The 17653-nt window shown below is 33.4% G+C and carries 16 protein-coding genes and 1 pseudogene; 2 read left to right on the forward strand and 15 right to left on the reverse strand.

From position 1 onward, the window contains the following. Positions 1 to 20: 20 nt before the first annotated feature. The 13 genes and pseudogenes from G9F74_RS05960 to G9F74_RS06020 form a co-directional block, all read right to left on the reverse strand. The gene (locus G9F74_RS05960) at positions 21 to 311 is read right to left on the reverse strand and encodes a TIGR04197 family type VII secretion effector (protein ID WP_016108255.1); all 291 of its coding nucleotides are present in this window, start codon (positions 309 to 311) and stop codon (positions 21 to 23) included. Positions 312 to 314: 3 nt separating this feature from the next. Continuing rightward, positions 315 to 737 (reverse strand): YwqH-like family protein, encoded by a 423-nt coding sequence (locus tag G9F74_RS05965; protein ID WP_016108254.1) that lies wholly within the window; start codon positions 735 to 737, stop codon positions 315 to 317. A gap of 12 nt (positions 738 to 749) precedes the next feature. Further along, entirely contained in the window at positions 750 to 5261 is a 4512-nt protein-coding gene (essC, locus tag G9F74_RS05970) for a type VII secretion protein EssC (protein WP_016108253.1), read from the reverse strand. Between the two features lie 39 nt (positions 5262 to 5300). Then, a complete protein-coding gene (gene essB / locus G9F74_RS05975) occupies positions 5301 to 6500 on the reverse strand; it encodes a type VII secretion protein EssB (RefSeq protein ID WP_016108252.1) in 1200 nt (399 codons plus the stop codon). 73 nt (positions 6501 to 6573) lie between these two features. Next, positions 6574 to 6825: an EsaB/YukD family protein gene (locus G9F74_RS05980; RefSeq protein ID WP_001007574.1), complete on the reverse strand. Its 252-nt coding sequence runs from the start codon at positions 6823 to 6825 to the stop codon at positions 6574 to 6576. Positions 6826 to 6829: 4 nt separating this feature from the next. Continuing rightward, complete coding sequence (gene essA / locus G9F74_RS05985) at positions 6830 to 7333, reverse strand: type VII secretion protein EssA (RefSeq protein WP_000595649.1); 504 nt, start codon at positions 7331 to 7333, stop codon at positions 6830 to 6832. Beyond that, a complete protein-coding gene (gene esaA, locus G9F74_RS05990) occupies positions 7305 to 10832 on the reverse strand; it encodes a type VII secretion protein EsaA (protein ID WP_185157058.1) in 3528 nt (1175 codons plus the stop codon). Before esaA ends, essA begins: the two co-directional genes overlap by 29 nt. Positions 10833 to 10957: 125 nt before the next feature. Next, positions 10958 to 11254 carry a WXG100 family type VII secretion target gene (locus tag G9F74_RS05995; protein ID WP_000918601.1) on the reverse strand — a complete coding sequence of 99 codons (297 nt, stop codon included), beginning with the start codon at positions 11252 to 11254 and terminating at the stop codon, positions 10958 to 10960. A gap of 344 nt (positions 11255 to 11598) precedes the next feature. Further along, complete coding sequence (locus G9F74_RS06000) at positions 11599 to 12027, reverse strand: GNAT family N-acetyltransferase (RefSeq protein ID WP_016108250.1); 429 nt, start codon at positions 12025 to 12027, stop codon at positions 11599 to 11601. Continuing rightward, complete coding sequence (locus tag G9F74_RS06005) at positions 12024 to 12395, reverse strand: cupin domain-containing protein (protein WP_000688064.1); 372 nt, start codon at positions 12393 to 12395, stop codon at positions 12024 to 12026. Before G9F74_RS06005 ends, G9F74_RS06000 begins: the two co-directional genes overlap by 4 nt. 12 nt (positions 12396 to 12407) lie before the next feature. After that, positions 12408 to 12893, reverse strand: a complete 486-nt coding sequence (locus G9F74_RS06010) for a GNAT family N-acetyltransferase (RefSeq protein WP_016108249.1) — start codon at positions 12891 to 12893, stop codon at positions 12408 to 12410. Then, a pseudogene (locus tag G9F74_RS06015) lies at positions 12890 to 13377 on the reverse strand (2'-5' RNA ligase family protein). The gene G9F74_RS06010 and the pseudogene G9F74_RS06015 overlap by 4 nt, the downstream one beginning before the upstream one ends. Positions 13378 to 13458: 81 nt before the next feature. After that, positions 13459 to 14025: a GNAT family N-acetyltransferase gene (locus G9F74_RS06020; protein WP_001181778.1), complete on the reverse strand. Its 567-nt coding sequence runs from the start codon at positions 14023 to 14025 to the stop codon at positions 13459 to 13461. A 170-nt stretch (positions 14026 to 14195) separates the two neighbouring features. Here G9F74_RS06020 and G9F74_RS06025 point away from each other — a divergent pair, with 170 nt between their 5' ends. Further along, positions 14196 to 14396 carry a hypothetical protein gene (locus G9F74_RS06025; RefSeq protein ID WP_050570020.1) on the forward strand — a complete coding sequence of 67 codons (201 nt, stop codon included), beginning with the start codon at positions 14196 to 14198 and terminating at the stop codon, positions 14394 to 14396. A gap of 67 nt (positions 14397 to 14463) precedes the next feature. Here the strand turns inward: G9F74_RS06025 and G9F74_RS06030 are convergent, their stop codons facing one another. Then, positions 14464 to 15591 (reverse strand): metallophosphoesterase, encoded by a 1128-nt coding sequence (locus tag G9F74_RS06030; protein WP_016108248.1) that lies wholly within the window; start codon positions 15589 to 15591, stop codon positions 14464 to 14466. A gap of 101 nt (positions 15592 to 15692) precedes the next feature. Then, complete coding sequence (locus G9F74_RS06035; protein WP_016108247.1) at positions 15693 to 16115, reverse strand: GNAT family N-acetyltransferase; 423 nt, start codon at positions 16113 to 16115, stop codon at positions 15693 to 15695. A gap of 130 nt (positions 16116 to 16245) precedes the next feature. Here G9F74_RS06035 and pdxR point away from each other — a divergent pair, with 130 nt between their 5' ends. After that, the gene (pdxR, locus tag G9F74_RS06040; protein ID WP_000348003.1) at positions 16246 to 17646 is read left to right on the forward strand and encodes a MocR-like pyridoxine biosynthesis transcription factor PdxR; all 1401 of its coding nucleotides are present in this window, start codon (positions 16246 to 16248) and stop codon (positions 17644 to 17646) included. Positions 17647 to 17653 lie beyond the last annotated feature (7 nt).

The raw sequence follows: 17653 nt of genomic DNA on the forward strand, positions 1-17653 counted from the left end.
ATTTTACGTAGAATTTGTTTCTAGTGCTGCTGCATACCAACTTTTAGTTCTTGCCCAAGTTTTGCATCTTTCTCTACCATTTTCGCTCCAATTTCTTGTACTCTACTTATATCATTTTCTAACAATTTCTCATATCGCTGAACTTTCTGAGAAAGTTTTTCAATCGCTTCACAATATTTTTTCAGTTTACTTAAATTCGTACGATGTAACTGCATACCATTAAATTTAGTCTTACCTAAATCACTAGCCCCACTTTTCAAATCACTTACTTTCGCGTCAAATACCCCTTTATTTAATTTAATTTCCCCCATTTATCATTTCCCCGCCTTCTGTACTTCTACTTGAATACTAGCGTCAACCATTGAAACACTTCTACTTAGAGAAAGAATACTAGACTCACATGTAGCGATTTCTCTTTCAAGTCGCCGTATAGCTTGATCGATGTCTTCTTGCACTCTCCCTAGTTCTCCAATAAATCTCCCTAAATTAGAAATGACTTGTTGTTCATACGTTTCTTTAAAAGTAGTTGCTCTTTGCCCTTTCCAACTACTCTCGTTTATTTCTAAAGACTTAAACTGCTCTTGATTTTGTTTAATTGCTTCAAGATTATTTACAAATTTCCCCTTAGCAGTTATTAGCCTTCGTAGTTTCATTTGTAATTCAGCCAATTGCCCTTGTTGATGACTTATACTACTTAATAAACCAGATTTTTGACTATTTAATTCCTCTATCCCCATGCAAATCCCCCCTTAAATAGTTGGCACTTTAATTCTAGTAGCAAAACGATTTTCAACAAAATACCCTTCAAATGGATTTAATTTTGTACTACTTAAATCTTTATTAGATACATCGAAGACCATTTGGCCTGATGATTTTCTAAGTAAAATAACATGAGATTGCGTTTTTATTGTTTTTGAAACTAAGTCGTATCGACTGTCAATTGAATCAACATCACAGCCAATTACGAAGTGGATGCCCATAAATGCACCATTTGTTATTAATTCCGCCAAACTATATATATCGCTATCTTCTAAATTACTTAAAATATCATTTACATCTGCGATTACGATTACAATCGGCTTAAATTTCTTAATAAATTCTGCCGGGTTCACTGTTTCACTTGATGCTTCCTGCTCCTCTTTAAACGCCGCTTCTCTCGATTTATAAGCATTTGTAACTTGTTTAATCGTTTTCTCAATTCCTGTTTTTTCAGCTACATATAAAGCAGAGCTCTCTCTATAGTTTGAGAAATTGCGTGTTCTTGTATCAATTAAACCTAGGTCAAAGTGACCACTGTCTGCTAACTGTTGAAGGAATTGATGAACTACATTTTCAACTTCATCTTTCTTGATTCCCCCTACAACAATATTAGCCGCTTCCGTTAAATCTAATTCGAGAGGCGTAACGCTTTCTGTTTCTACACCAAATGTTAGTTTGCCTGCTTCAATAATTTTTCTTGTTTCTGGCCATGCAATGAATTCTTTGTATTCCAGAACTTCAGGTACCATAGGAATTGCTTTCGGTCTTTCTCCATCCCAGAAGGAATCCATCTCTTTTCCTTCAGCTTGTATATTTTCAATTCGAGTAAGGACATCTTCTCCATTTGTCGGTAAAGCTGTTTGGAAGATTGTTGGTTCGTCAATTTTAACTAAACCACGGCCTGCTAATTCTTCAATTTTTAACTCTGTTCTTCCTACAATAGCTCTAGATTCTGCCTCATCTATCATATATAGAGCAATTTGTAGTTTAATATTTGTATTTACTTGTACTCTCAATGCATTTTGACGTGTAGCCGTAAGCATTAAATGAATTCCTACTGCTGCCCCTTCACGTACAATTTGTGCAATAATGCGTTCAAAGTCTTCGACAAATCCAGCTTCTCTAACAGCATCATAGTTATCTAACGTAATTAATACTGTTGGTAATACTTCCTTACTAGCTCTCTCATACATTTCAAGACTCGCAACTCCATATTTACTTAGCAATTGCTTTCTATCTTTTAATAAGTCTTCTATGCGACGAAGAAACTTCTCGCATTTTTCAACTTGGTCTAATGTAATGATGTCCGCCACATGTGGTAATGATTTTAATGGCATTAAGCCATTTGTTCCGAAGTCTAATAAATACACATGCAAATGCTCCGGACTATGCTGACGAGCTACATCCATAATGACTGATTGTAAGAATGTTGATTTTCCGTAGCCTGGGCTTGAGAAGACCGCTACGTGTCCGTCTTTACTAATATCTAGTGTTAATGGTGTTTGTGATTGTAATTCAGGCTGATCTAGTAGACCAACTGTTGCTTTTAATGGTTTCTTTTCTTTCGTCCATGCTTCTTTGAACTGAATAGCGTGTAAGTCTTGTAAATATACGCTTTCTGGAAGTGGCGGTAACCACGGTCTAGCTAACGCTTCAATTTCATTTATTTCTGCGTAATCGTGAATGTAGTCAATAACAGCATCCAGTTCAGATGGTACGCTTATTACTTCTTTACTGCTACCAAGTCCACTTAAGTCTTCACTTAATATTTCATATTGTCCTAGATCATTTATTGCATAGATTGTTGCGTCTAAATGTTCTTTATCCTCTTTGTTTTCTACATAGTCTGCTCCGCTCCAAGCTGATTGGAATAGTTCATAAATTTCATTATTCCCAACTTGTAAGTAAGCACGTCCTGGTAATGTAATTTCAGCAGCATCTGGTGTTTTTAAAATTTCATTACTATCTGACGTATTTTGAACTTTTAATGCTAGTTTGAATTTCGAGTTACTCCAAATTTGATCGTCTACAACACCACTCGGTTTTTGCGTAGCTAATATTAAATGGATTCCGAGTGAACGACCGATACGCGCTGTTGAAACTAACTCTTTCATGAATTCTGGTTGTTCTGACTTCAGTTCCGCGAATTCATCACTAATTAAAAATAGATGTGGCATCGGTTCACTTACTAAACCTTCTTTATACAGTTTTTGATACTGGTTAATATGGTTTACATCATTTTCCCCAAATAATCGTTGTCTTTTTTGCAATTCAGCTTTAATTGATGCGAGCGCTCTCATACTTTGTGCTCCATCTAAGTTCGTAATTGTTCCTAATAAGTGCGGTAAGTTTTTGAATAAATTCGCCATTCCGCCGCCTTTATAGTCAATTAGTAAAAAGGCTACTTCGTACGGGTGGAAATTGACTGCTAGAGATAAAATATACGATTGTATAATTTCCGATTTACCTGAACCTGTTGTACCTGCTATTAATCCGTGTGGTCCGTGTGCTTTTTCGTGTAAGTTTAAGTTTACGATATCTTCTTTACCACGTAATCCAAGTGGTACAGCTAAAGATTTATGCGCTGCATTTTTCTCCCAACGACTTGTGATATTCAGTTCTTTTACTTTTTCAACGCCGTACATTTCTAAAAATGTTACGCTTTCTGGAATACTATTTTTTAAGTTTTGCAAATGATTTAACGGTGCTAATGCTCGTGAAACATCTTCTAAATTGAACCCTTTCGGTACGTGATTGAGTTTAAATTGACGGTTTACAAGCTCTCCCTGTTCTAAGATGATGTTCCCTTGTTTTGCATCTCTTATGTCTATTACCGTTTTCACATGCTCCGGTAAACTTTGCATAACATCTTGTACAAATACAAGTGATACACCTAATTGACTCGGATCATCATTAAAGAATTCCATAACAACATGGTCTAGTATTAGTTTTTCATCTGTAATGAGAACGACATAGTGCGGTGCAAAGTACATTTTTTCATTCGTTGAACTTTTTTCATCTAGTTTTAATTTTCGTTCTTTCAATATTTGATACAAACTATTTAACACTTGATCACGGCTACGATCATGGTATACAAATCCACGTACATTTATATCGCGAACACTTCCATGAGGTAACCAGCGCATCCAATCCCATTTTTCCTTTTCTTCTTCAGGAAAAATAGTAATAAACTGCAAGTCATAATAACTATGGAATAACGCAGTTTGTACAACTAATAATTGTAATTGTTCTAACACTAAAGAGCGTTGTCCAATATAGCCAACCGGTCCATTTATCAAATCTGTTACAACGGGTACATCTTCCAATGATAGATAACGCTGTCTTAGTTCACGTGCTATATCAATTAATTCATCTTTCGTTTGACTAAATTCTTCTTCATTAAATTGAATTTCAAAACTCGTATTAGCTTGTCCTGTCCCAACGCTAAATGTCAAGAAATCATGATGTAGCATTGTTTTTTCATATATACGTGGATTTACTTGCACAGCCATATTACGTATGACTTCAACATTTGGATTATGATATTGTAATGCATGACGCTGTTTTTCACTTTCTGCATATAAATCTTTCGTTTTTTGTTTTATATACTCTCTATAGCTTTTATCACGTTCAACAATGTCAATTTTATATTGCTTTAAATTTTTTATATAAGATGTGACAGATACAATAATCGTTACTAATGTCATCGCAATCGATGCAATAATAAACATCCCATATTTCATAAAGATAGCAAGTAATACCGTTACGACAATCATGACAAGAGATGGTGCAATGATTCTTGCCAAATGCTCAGTCGGTTTTGACGGCATACTTGAAGGTTTTGCAATTGTCATTTTCTCTTCTGGTTCACGGTAAATAATACGTGGTGAACGATGATAGTCTGGATAACCACTTTGATAATTCGTTTCGGATTCTACTAAAATAGGTAACGTAGATTTAACGTTCTCTTCTGAAGACAATACTTGAATATCTTCACTGCCTATTTCTACTAAAACACCATCAAAATATAATACGTCTCCAGCTTCTAACATAACGCTATCTTTTAGCTTCGTATAATTATGAAATACATCCCCGTCATATACGTTCACTTTAAAAGAATCGTACAACGTTTCACGAGATAGCATTAAATCTATATTTGCCCCAGTAATAGAAATATCATCAAAACTGTTTTGACTAATTGTAAGAGAATGTTTCGTTCCTATATCAAACACTTTAGTTGTGCCAATAATAGAGATAAAGATTTTCAAGCTCACATCTTTAGTTTTTACAATCTCAAATTCCTTATTGAACTCTATTAATTGATTTTGTATCATCCAAGCATTTACTTCATTATTCCACTTTAACTCTACTTCTTGTTCTAAACTTGGATTCGTAATATCATTTGTCCACTCTTTTCCAATCGACACTATTGATTGCTCATTTGGATGTAATGTGCACTTATATACTTTGTCTCCATAAGTCAATACTAATAGTTGCTCCATCCGTGTTCACTGCTCCTTTTCAACTGTCTCATCAAGTGCTTACTCTTTTTTCTCTGTGTTCGACGAGTCTTTATCGTTTGATGATTTTCCATATTTCTTTTCATATTCATTTAATTGTTGCTCATATGTTTTTAATTTTTTATCACGCTCTTCGCCTGATAAATCCGGATTATTTTTCAGCGATTCAATTTGTTTAACAAGGCCGTACATAATAAGCTGAGGATCATCAAGTGTCTTAGCTAAATCTAATGATTGATCAAAATTACCTTTTCCGTTATACATCCAATACAGCAAATACTTTTCATCACTTTTCAAACTAATATTTTTCATAATCGATTTCTTTTGATCTTCACCTAGTTTTTCAACTGTAATGTATGCAAATGCTAACTCATATTTAGATGCAATCGGTAATGATTCAAATTCCTCTTCATTTAATTGCGTAATTACTTTGTCATAATCAGTTGCTATGAAACTCGCATTTGCTTCTAACAATTTATTTTGATAAGGAAATTTTATAAAAGTGAAATATATTAAAGGAGCAGCTAAAACAACTGTCGCCGCTATGAAGGAAAAAGCTAAATATTTAAATGATTTGTAGCTCTTTTTATGTACTAACTGCATATTGTTTTCTGTTTTTGTTTGTTCCTTCTCAAAGCTGTCATCAAGAAATTGCAGTAATGCATCTATACTTTCCATTTGAGAAATTGTCTGTTCAAATGTTGTTTCTTTTGCATCTTTTAGTAACCCAGCATACAAATCATCAAAATTGTGCTTTTGGGAGAATAAAGCGATAATTAGACACTTATATTGTGTTAAAAATTGCTCTTCTAACAACGGGGTTGGTGGAACAATATCTCGAATTCCTCTATGTATAATACTTGGCATTAAATTAGCATTAAAAACTATATTGTCTGGATGTAAAAAGAACGTGATTCTTTTATTTAAATATTTACGAAACTGCGCAACATTTCGAAGCAGTCTTAATTTCTCATTTCTTCCCAAACGGCTAAGATCGTCCCACTTATATAACTTTTTATCCACTTGAAATATAAAAGTAAGCATATCATCCGTTTCTTCTATCGTTAATGGTACAAACTCAGATGATGCGCCCGTAATTATATCGAATTGACGGAAGTCTTTTATACGTGTTTGAGATTTTGTCATCTCCAATTTCCAATTTTCCTTTTCTATTTGAAATTGATAGTTTATTGCATCAATTTGAATTGTTTTTTCCGTCATTTTTATCCTCTTCTCCTTTTCTTTATAACCCGTAATAACTTATTTTCAAATAACTATAAGCAAAAAGTATTCTTTATAAAACTTGTAAAATATCTCCATTTGTTATTTGGTGATCGATTAAACGATCATTATCTGTTAAAACAATTGACTTATTCTTTACTTTAATTACAAAATGTGAACCTTCATGATTATCCACATTTAGCGTATCTAATAAATTTTTCAATAAATATTTAATAGATTGATGATTCGGAATACGTAAATCATATGTATTTCCATTCCATTTACTAAAATCTACCGTTACATTAATATGCGTTTGTATCGCCATTACTTTACCTCCAACTTTTGCGAAGAACCGTATAAATACCGATGCAAATAAGTACAATGCCACCACCAAATAATAATATGATTGTTGTACCAATTGGCTTTTCGTTCATTGTTTCATTACTCGCTACTTCATCTGCACTTTTTCTCACAACGTATTCACTGCTAAACAAACTATTTTTCATATCTTTCACACTATTATTTTCTTTTTGTTTTATAAAAAGAGAATCTCGTAAAGCTTCCATATCTTTTTGTTCTTTCTTTTTCTTTTTCTGAATTTCTTCTTCTATGTCTTTGCTAAATAACTCAATTGATGCTTTATCTAATTCTGTTTCCTTATGTTCTTCTTTATTTTTTTCTTGGTCGCTTTCTTCAATTCGATCCACTTTAAACTTAATCTTCCCATCATCACCAAGATAACTGTCCGCCGCGCTCCTTATCGGTAGCGCGACAAACAGTAAAAGGATAGAGAGAAATGATAACTTAGCCACTATGCTCCATTGTTTGATCATTTACTTCTTTTTCCTCCCATTTCTTATGCCATACAAATAGATTACTAACTAACCCTATAATGGCAATTACAAACAATACGATAAAAATAACTTTCCCCGTATCTTTACCGCTAATAAAATCATTTAGAAAACTTTCTATATACTGAAGTGGTGAAAATTGACGTACCTTTCCAACTGATGACATTTGATCTACTTTACTTCCAACTGCTTCAGTTAAAAATAGGTACATACTTAAAAATACTAATAGGATAAACATCCCTACCATTTTTATTTGTCGCAATAAATATGTTGAAACCAATACAAACGCCATCATAATGATTGTGATAAACGCAATCCATAGTAAACTTTGATCCTGACCAAACTGTAAAAGACGTCCAGAAATGATACCTATACTAATTCCTTCCACAATTGATATACCGAATGCTACTACTGTAGTTGGTACATTCATATCAATTAATGAGAATTTCTCTTCAAAATGATCTAATTGCGTTCGTTTCTTTTCTTGATTCGCAATTGCGTATGCTGTAAATAACGCAACAATAAAACAAGTTAATACGATTAAATATGGTGTAAAAGCATTACCAGCTACAATGACTCCATCATTTTGTTTCTGAACTGGACTAGATAAAAATTGATATAACATTTCATTTTGGCGATCACCAATTCGGCTATTAGCCAAAATTTTAGTAAAGTTTTTGGAGAATGTTTTATCATCGTCCATTTTCTTCGTAAAGTCATTTAATAATGAATCAGCTTTTGAAACAATTGTCGTTCCGCTGTCTTGAATTTCTTTTGCTTGTCCATTAATTTGATCAAATGTTTTATAAACATCGTCTGAAGTTGCTAAACTATGCTTCGAACTCTCGACCAATGACTGACTTTGTGACATTAATGATTTAATACCAGAATCTAACGATAAAACAGCTGTTTGCTCACCAGTATTATTTGTTGTTAGCACTTGCTGTTCTTCAACTAGCTTTAAGCTACTCTCACGCCATTTCGCTAAACCTTTTAAATATTCCCCTAAATTTTCATTCATACTAGTTGCTTGTTGCGTCGTTACATTTAATTTCTCTGCTAGTAACATTGAATTTTGATCCGCACTAGTAATGAATTGTTGATAAGAGTCTATTTTTTGCTTTAAACCTGTCATATCTTGCTTAACTTCTGCCGTAATACCTGATGAAACTAGGTTTGAAATTAAATCAATTAAGCTTTGTTTATTTAATACGTAGTACAAAGATTGTTCAGTTGCAATTGCATCTAAACTTCCCTCTTCTAGCTTAGGACCTACATCTTGCGTTCTTAAATCAATCCCATAATACATTTCGTATAAACTAATTAAACTTTGATAACTTTCAACTGTATCTACTGCTTCTTTTATTAATACACTAGATATATTTTTTGTTAATTCTTCTGATTTTTGATGTACAACTTGATTCGTTGTACTTTCAATAACTTTACCGTTATCTGTTCCCGGTTCGCCTCCTGGATTTCCTCCGGTTCCGTTATCTGTCCCCGTTCCGCCTCCTGGGTTTCCTCCGGTTCCGTTGTCTGTCCCCGTTCCGCCTCCTGGGTTTCCTCCAGTTCCGTTATCTGTTCCCGTTCCGCCTCCTGGGTTTCCTCCAGTTCCGTTACCTGTTCCCGTTCCGTCTCCTGGGCTTCCTCCGGTTCCGTTATCTTTCCCGGTTCCGTTATCTTTCCCTGTTCCGCCTCCTGGGTTTCCTCCATTATTCCCTGTTGTGTTTTCCATTTTTTTGATAATAGGCTTTTTAGCATTGTGTACTAACGGCATTATGCCATACTGTGATTTATGAACCACATTTTCCACCTTGCTGTTTTCAGTTTGTGTTCCTTTATCTTCTTTTTCAGGACTAGTTTCTTTTTTATGAGTCCCACTCAATTCCCACTGCCACATTACAGGAGAGAAAACATCTATATTGATGTTTGGATCTTTTAACTTTACATGTAAGCTAATCTTTATATCCCCTTCATTACGAGGAGCTATTGTAATTTCTCCTGCTTCGCTTTGAAGAAAGTCACTTGTACGATCCACATCATCAATATGTAAAGCTTCTGTACTTCCATCTAGTTTAAATTCTTCTGGAATATTTATCTTCAAAGTTTGTGAAGATTCCATTTTAATTACTTTCGCCGTATCACTAAATGTAATTCCCTCTGTATAAAGTTTATCCTTTACTTCTTTAATAGCGTTTCCTAAAGAGATTTTATTTACAGGATCATAATTAAAGTTATTTTCTTTATTATATTTATTTGTAAATTGGATTACATTTTGCAATTGTAATTTCGTTGTATCTGGCAAATCACTTTGAACGATTTCTTCCATGTTTAAACTAGGTAATTTCGCAATTAAATTTTCGATTTGGTTCTTTATTCGAACGTCTGGTTGTTTCATTAATGTATTTATAAAAATCTCTTGCTTTCCATCGTTCGACATAGATTGCTTTAACTTTTTAATTACCGTCTCTTGAATATCACTTTCTAACTTTCCTGCAAGTTCTGTATCATATTCTGACACTTGTTTTTTTACATCTGTTAAATGTTTTTGAATTGCTGAAGCATCAGCTAAAATATTTGGTTCTTTCTCTGAAAGCGTAAATTGATTTGTAATCACTTTATTAGCAGATTCCAATGCACCTAACTGCTTTAAAACATCGCCTGTATTCATTTCACTCATGTATTGATTAAATTGACTCGTAAAATTATTCGCTAACAGATTATTATCAGATTGCATTTTTTGGAAGTTATTAAACCCTTCTAAGTAAGTATTGTTAGATTTATTCCCTTCATCTAACACTTGACCGAAACCTTTTAATACATCCTGAAATCCTTTAAAACTATTAACAGAAACCCCAGTATAATCTTGCACTGTTTTAAATTGATTTGTGTAATTTGCTAAAGGACTATGTACATCTTTTTTGTACATAGTTGTTTGAACGTTTCCTTTTTCAATTATTTTCCCTATATTATCTTGTGCACCTTGCAACTTACCGATAATACTTGCAAAATAAACGTCGATGATTTGCTTATTGAAATCTTCTAAAATTGTAGACGCCGTATTCTCAGCCTCAGCTTTCAAATCGTTATTCCCAGTTGCATTTACTTTGTAGTTTAACGTTAATTTCTCTGGTAGTTCTGAATCAATCGCAACTGCTTTCCTAGAAAAATCGTTTGGTATAACAATCATCATGTTGTAATTATTATTTTTCAAACCATTTTCTGCTACTCCGCGACTAACTACGTACCATTCTTGTTTCGTATTTTTATTTACATTTTTAACAAATTGATCTCCAAACGCTATTTTATTTCCTTCAAATACAGTACCTTGATCTTCATTTACTAATGCAACTGTCATTTTTTGTGTGGTATTCTCATTAGCTTTCTTAACATTTTGGTTTAGCGCTAAATAGGAGACTCCTGTTGATAGCACAAGAGCTAAAATAATAAACAACAAGATGCTCCATCTGAACTTTTTCACTACTTATCACTCCTGCGACCGCGAGTCTATTAATTGAAAGACTTCGTACTTACTCTAATTTTAAAGTAATTTAGCCATACAACGTATGGTTGCATGGCTAAATTATATATTTCTTTTTATCTGTCTTATTGTAGACCGAAATTACGAGAAAGATCTTCGTCATGTCTAGCAACAGCCTCTGCAGTTTTATTAAGCTGCATATTAATTTCTTGTAATAGCTGTGCGAAGTTTTGTACTTTTGGTTTTAATTGATTGAACTGTTGGTCAAAACCTTCAAAAGCACGACCTTCCCATTCTCCTCTTAATTCATTTTGTAAGTTTTGTAGCTGACGTAAAATGTCCTCAATTTGATTTGCACCTTGTCCATATCGAGTCGCTTTTGATTTAAGCTCCTCTGGTGACATACGAATTTGTCCTGCCATTATTAAATCCCCCTTAAAATTTTAAAAATAGTAAAATTAACCAATAATCAATTCTACAAATTGATTATATCAATAATTTATAAATTTCTAAACAAAAAAATGATATTTTTCCAAAATTTATCTTTTACTATAATAACGATATATTGTATAATATAAATTTTATTATTTTTTAAGAAACTACTATTACTTTAAAATAAATATCAATTAAACGAATTCTACAAATATTATTCTTAACAATAGAAAAAAGATTACCTAAAATGAATGCTTATATTTTTCATTAAAAAGTTTGATTAAAACTCTATTAGAATCCTTTAATTAAAAGAAATACAGCCTCGCAATTTTTCTCACTTCAAAGTCATAATTACCTGTCTTTCAACAAACCCAAGTTCTTCGTACATCTCTTTCGCAAAATTCCCAGCAAATACATTTAATCGAATTTCTGAATATTTCTCCTTCAATTCCTTAATACCGGCCTCCATCAGTTCTCGTGATATCCCTCTCCCACGATACTCTGGAAAAACGTATAGCTCATATATAAATCCAAGTTTTTCACGAGAAAAATAGTCAGTATTTTCCCCTATTAATATCCACCCTAATATTTTATTTTCTTCTTTAATGACTAAATAACACGCTCCCTTTTCTACTATTGGTTTTGTAATTTCAATCGCTTTCTCTGTACTTAATTGGCAATTCCCTCTCGTCCCTTCAAAAAGCGATTGGGCTGCATATTTTAATATTTTACTTGTATCTTCTTGATTCGCCTTTATTATCATTTTTCACAACCCCCATCCTTAATAGGCATTACTATCGATTGTTCAAGATTCTCCGCTTCCATAATAATTGCCAGTAATCCATGTTCTGTACTCGTCTCATGAAACTCTCCTTTCTCCCAAAATACAGCTTGTCCAGCTCTAATCTTTACTTTTTCTTTATCTGCCCCACACACATATCCTTCTCCGTCCATAATAAGAAGCAGTTGTGATACAACTGCTTCATGATATCCAATTATTCCATTCTCTTGTAAATGCATAGCACCGATATGTACATTCCCTTGGTGGTTTACTATTTTCGACATTATGAAATTAGATTGAAATACTGATATGCGCTTTCCCGCTTTTTCACTAAAATCAAAAATCTTCACTTCTAGTCCTCCTTATATGTATAAAACCATCCTTACTGTCTGCATCAAATGTCCTTCAAAGTCTTCTTCAAATTGCTCTAATTCAGCAAAACCTTTCGCTTCATAAAAACGTTTACCTTTTTCATTTGCTGCTTCTACATGTATGTACAGTTTCCGGATCCCTTTTAACGCCTTAATCCCTCTTTGTAATAAAGCACTTCCTATTCCTTTCCCTTGCTGATCTGGTAACAAATAAATCGCACCTAATTCTGCTTCGTTTTGCAATCTAACCGGTGAAAAATTAGCAAATCCTATTACTTCTCCCTCTTCCTCTGCAACGAATAAATGTGTATTTTTAAGACGATATTTCATTTTTTCATCAGAATATGCTTCGTCTAAAAAACGATCTTGAATCTCTCTTGGAATAATACCTTCATATGTATCATGCCAAGCTACTTTCGCTACTGTTTGTACAGCATGAATATCTTCTTGCTTCATTTCTCTAATTACATATGTCATCTCGATGTCTCCATTCTCTTTAAATTATATTCTGCTACTATACTAGAAGAAACGACAGAACCATTTTCATAATTTACCTTAATTAATTTTAACTTTTCAATCGAAGCTGTTTTAACATCAAAATTCCCATATATATATACTCCATTGCGCTTAAAAACTGAGTCGAGTTCAAATGATTCGCCATCGTACAATGCGGAACCCATTTGCCCGGTACATAATATGAATTTGGATTATCATGAAAAGTTTTGAAATGATCATGATAAGAATAATGAAGTGTTAACAATTCATCGGTAATAGTCGGCGCTAGAAAAATCGTTCCGTTTGTAGGAAAAGTTCCAACAGAAGGAAAAGTTACTGCAGCCATTTTCTCTTGAATAGCTACAAACTCCTCTAATTTCTTAGTATATAAATTAACATCTAACTCCTTATAATCCGCAAGCGTGATATGCGGTTCTACTCCAGCTAATTGATTTGACTCTATTATATTCGTTAGTTCATTTTACAATTCTATAATTTTATTAGTAAACACACTATCAAATGTTGCAATAATAGCGTACATGCTTCCTCACCCCTTCGTTACATATATCGCTTCCCATTCTTCACGAATCATTCCCATTCGAATAGAATCATAGTATGTTCCGTTATAATATCGGCATTTGCGCATTCTACCTTCTAAAGTCATTCCTATTTTCTCAGCTACTTTCATCATTCGTTCATTACCAGACCACGTCGTGAGCCCTACTCTACCAATCTCCATCTTTTCAAATAATAAATCTCGATATAATGTTAATGCTTCTGTACCGTAGCCACCATTCCAGTATGTTGGATCATAAATAACAATTCCCATCTCCAACCAACGCGTCGGTTTATGTTCCCAATAAAATCCGACTGTACCTATAATTTGACCGTTATTTTCTATAATTAAATTTGATAGAGGTTCTTCTTGTAAACGAGTTAACATCTTTTCTTTATAAGGTGCGTATTCTTGCATTGAGAAAGGGAAATATGGCGCGTCCCACTTCTTCCATTCTGGATTTTCTTCTTTAAATACGAGGCTCCATAATGTTTTTATATCTGATTCTTCAATTGTACGAATTGTAACTTTGTTCCCCTTTTTTATAACGTTTTGCATAATTTCCTCCTACATTCCTCTTTATTTCATATATAATTATAATATTTTTTCAGAAAAATCAAAACAAAACTCTATAATATATTGTTTCATTTTGTTATTTGGCACTTAATATTTATGAAGAAAGTAGTCTTCTAACCTTTAATCTCACCATATTTCAGGAGGAATTTATTTTGGGAAAAGTTCAAGAGATGTATCAACGATTCCAAGAAGATATGAAACGGAATCATACCGCTAAACGAAATGACTTTCAGCATTGTAAAGAATTCCTTCTGTTCACTCATATGTTATTAACTACGGAAGTATCCGAAATAAATGAAAAGTTTCGTACACACATTTACAAAACGGAATGCCAGAAGATAAATCCTCCATAATAGCTAAAGATGATATATGTGACCGTAACGCAGTTAATAAAAAACAGGAGGTTACATCCCTCCTATTTCAGCTCAATATTTTACTTTCCTTCTTATTTATCTCAAGTAGAATCCCTTTCTCTATCCAGCCTTCTACTCCATTTTTTTTAATTAAATCATACCCTGCGCAGCTACCATCAATGAGAGAAACAATATCCCCTTTTCTAACACCTATTTGCGCACAAGAAATATCGGTTTTCACTGTGTATTCACCTGACTCACGTTGCCTAATATATTCATTTTTCACATTGAGTAATTTATTCGTTTCCTTTTGCTTGCATATTGTGTAATCTCGCCTCTTCTCCACCGGCTTTATGTAATAATACGGATATGTAACCCCTCCCTGCATTGTTGCATCAGCATTAAATTCTGCTGTTGCTTCATAAATTGGAAAATAGTCTACATATGTATAAGAAAACGTATCACCTGTTAGTTTCCTCTGAATGATAAATGCGTTTAATTGCCCTGCTTCTTTAATCGCATTCCCGCCGTCAATTGCAATAATTTTTTTCTCCTTATCAATAACTGGATTGTTAGACGGGGCTTCTTCAGAATAGTTCACAACAGGCCAATGCCCAACAACTACATACTTATTAGCTCTATGCGATTTATTAAAAAACTCTGGCATTGCTATCGCATTTTTGCGCGCTGTTTCTTTCCAATCTACTCTATCTTCCAGTCCAGCATGTACAAAAATATAATCTTCTGTTTCAATCGCTGTTGGCAGCTCATTTAGCCAATTTATTTCTTTTGAAAAGTGACTTAACAGTACTTCCTTCACTTCCTGAATTGAAGTATCTTCCTGAATAGAAAAATGTAATTGTTCTAACCATTCATTAAAAATCGAATGCTTTCTCGTACATAAATAATTAATGAGACCTGGATTTTCATTTAGAAGAGCATCAACTAAAACTTCACAATTCCCTTCAACAACGTGAACATTTAAATTACTCTCTACAAGATCCATTACATAGTCTACTACGCCGATGCTATCGCTTCCTTTCTCACAAAGGTCTCCATTAATAATTAAATAATCTTCATTCTTAAAGTTAACTTTATGTAGTAATTCTTTTAAAAGGTTCAATTCTCCATGAATATCAGACATTATGATAACTCTAGCATTATTAGGGATAGATAGTTTCTTTATTTTCTCCAAGTATAAACGCTCCAATCATTTTCTTTATTTATACAAAATAAATTATAAACCTTTCTAAATGAAATAGGTTCTATATTATGTCATATAGAACCTATCTTTCTTTATAATTTTTTATGAAAAGAATAACTTACCTTATCATACCCTTCCCTTTCATAAAAACGATGAGCATCAATTCTAGGAAACGCTGATGTTAAGTCGATAGACTCACATCCATTTTCCTTTCCCCAGTTCTCTGTATAAGAAAGTAATACATTCCCATATCCTTTTGAACGATGTGCTTCTGCTGTTACAAGGTCATATACGAAAACGTGCTTCTTATTATAAAAGTTCGTACAAATTGCTACACCGGCAAGGCCAACAACTTCATCATCTTCATTACGTAACGAAAATAGTTTATAATTTTCTTCTTTCATTTTTCGAAATAAAAAGCCTGCTTCCTCTTCGGAAAGCTGTGTTCGTAATTGCTGTAAAATAGGTAATACTTCATGTAATTGTGCTTCTGTTACTACTTCTTTAACATTCATTTGAACTCTCCCCTAACAATTTGTATAATTTTCTAAATGTTATATCATTATTATAGGGAGTATCTGCCCTTCACTTAAGTGACAGTTTAATTATTTTTTATAAGGCCAGTTTTAAAGGAGAGTTCTTACTATGGATTTTACTATCCCATTGCAATTAGAAAGCAATACACCTATTTACTTACAAATTTACGAATTTATAAAATATGAAATTATACAGGGAACTATTTCTGTTGGTACACGTCTTCCCTCACATAGAAACTTAGCGTCACAACTTAATATTAGCCGCATTACTGTTGAATCAGCTTATCAACAATTATTAGCTGAAGGTTATGTAGAAAGTAAACCGAAGCGTGGTATTTTTGTTGCAAATGTCGATATTGACGTTATCCCGAATAAAAAATTAAATATGGCAAAGGAAAAGAGCAATTTAATAGAAGATCCGTTTGAATATGATTGTAGCCAAGGTCTTATTGATCAAACTGCTTTTCCGATTACAAACTGGAAAAGAGCGTTACAAGAAGCAATACTAAAGTACGAAAATGCGTTATTTGCTAAAGAAGACCCACAAGGTGAGTTCGTTCTTCGAGAACATATTTCAACATATTTATATCATGCGCGCGGTGTATATTCTTCACCTGATCAAATTGTGATTGGTGCCGGAACACAGCCACTTCTTTGGCTACTAATTCAACTGCTTGGTCCTACAAAAGAGTACGGCATTGAAAACCCTGGATTTCACCGTATACATGCAATTGTTAAAAGCTGCAATCAACAAATTCATCCCATTCCATTAGACGAAAAAGGGATTCGTATTTCTAACTTATACAATACAAATTCCAATGTCGCATACGTTACGCCATCACATCAATTTCCGCTTGGAATGATTATGCCTTTATCTAGAAGATTGGAATTGTTAAAATGGGCCAATGATCGCGATGGATATATTATTGAAGATGACTATGATGGGGAGTTCCGTTACGCAGGTAAACCAATTCCGTCTTTACAAAGTCTTGACTCAAATGAACGTGTTATTTATATGGGGACTTTCTCAAAATCTTTTTTACCTTCTTTACGAATGGGATATGTTGTTTTACCACCGCATCTTTTAAAAACGTATGAAGCGTTGCAAGGTATTTTTAAACAAACAGTCTCTACTACACAACAACTTGCTTTCGCTAATTTTATACAAAGTGGAAATTGGGAACGTCATATTAACCGCAGTCGTACGTTGTATAAAAGAAAACATCATACATTAGTAAAATTCATTGTGAAAGAAATGGGTACTAATGTTCAAATTCTTGGTGAACAATCAGGTCTTCATATTGTTCTACGTATCCATAACAATATGAATGAACAAGAACTTATTGAATCAGCTAAGAAACAAAGTATTAAGTTATATCCACTTTCTCCCTATGATTTTGTAAATGATTTACGCAAAGAATCTTACGTATTACTCGGTTTCGGTAGTATTCCCGAAAATAAAATTGAAACGGTAGTAAACTTATTGAATGAAGCTTGGTTTCCTAGTTAAAAGAGAA

Origin of the sequence: Bacillus sp. EKM202B (assembly GCF_011066025.1) — a bacterium.
GTDB classification, from domain to species: Bacteria; Bacillota; Bacilli; order Bacillales; family Bacillaceae_G; genus Bacillus_A; species Bacillus_A toyonensis.

Excerpts from the sequence above, each read along its gene's own strand:
- G9F74_RS05980 (WP_001007574.1), bottom strand. The coding sequence starts at position 6,825 with ATGGCGATACAAACGCATATTAATGTAACGGTAGATTTTAGTAAATGG.
- G9F74_RS06010 (WP_016108249.1), bottom strand. The coding sequence starts at position 12,893 with ATGACATATGTAATTAGAGAAATGAAGCAAGAAGATATTCATGCTGTA.
- essC (WP_016108253.1), bottom strand. The coding sequence starts at position 5,261 with ATGGAGCAACTATTAGTATTGACTTATGGAGACAAAGTATATAAGTGC.
- G9F74_RS05965 (WP_016108254.1), bottom strand. The coding sequence starts at position 737 with ATGGGGATAGAGGAATTAAATAGTCAAAAATCTGGTTTATTAAGTAGT.
- G9F74_RS05960 (WP_016108255.1), bottom strand. The coding sequence starts at position 311 with ATGGGGGAAATTAAATTAAATAAAGGGGTATTTGACGCGAAAGTAAGT.
- pdxR (WP_000348003.1), top strand. The coding sequence starts at position 16,246 with ATGGATTTTACTATCCCATTGCAATTAGAAAGCAATACACCTATTTAC.
- essA (WP_000595649.1), bottom strand. The coding sequence starts at position 7,333 with ATGATCAAACAATGGAGCATAGTGGCTAAGTTATCATTTCTCTCTATC.
- G9F74_RS06020 (WP_001181778.1), bottom strand. The coding sequence starts at position 14,025 with ATGCAAAACGTTATAAAAAAGGGGAACAAAGTTACAATTCGTACAATT.
- G9F74_RS05995 (WP_000918601.1), bottom strand. The coding sequence starts at position 11,254 with ATGGCAGGACAAATTCGTATGTCACCAGAGGAGCTTAAATCAAAAGCG.
- G9F74_RS06000 (WP_016108250.1), bottom strand. The coding sequence starts at position 12,027 with ATGATAATAAAGGCGAATCAAGAAGATACAAGTAAAATATTAAAATAT.
- essB (WP_016108252.1), bottom strand. The coding sequence starts at position 6,500 with ATGACGGAAAAAACAATTCAAATTGATGCAATAAACTATCAATTTCAA.
- G9F74_RS06035 (WP_016108247.1), bottom strand. The coding sequence starts at position 16,115 with ATGAATGTTAAAGAAGTAGTAACAGAAGCACAATTACATGAAGTATTA.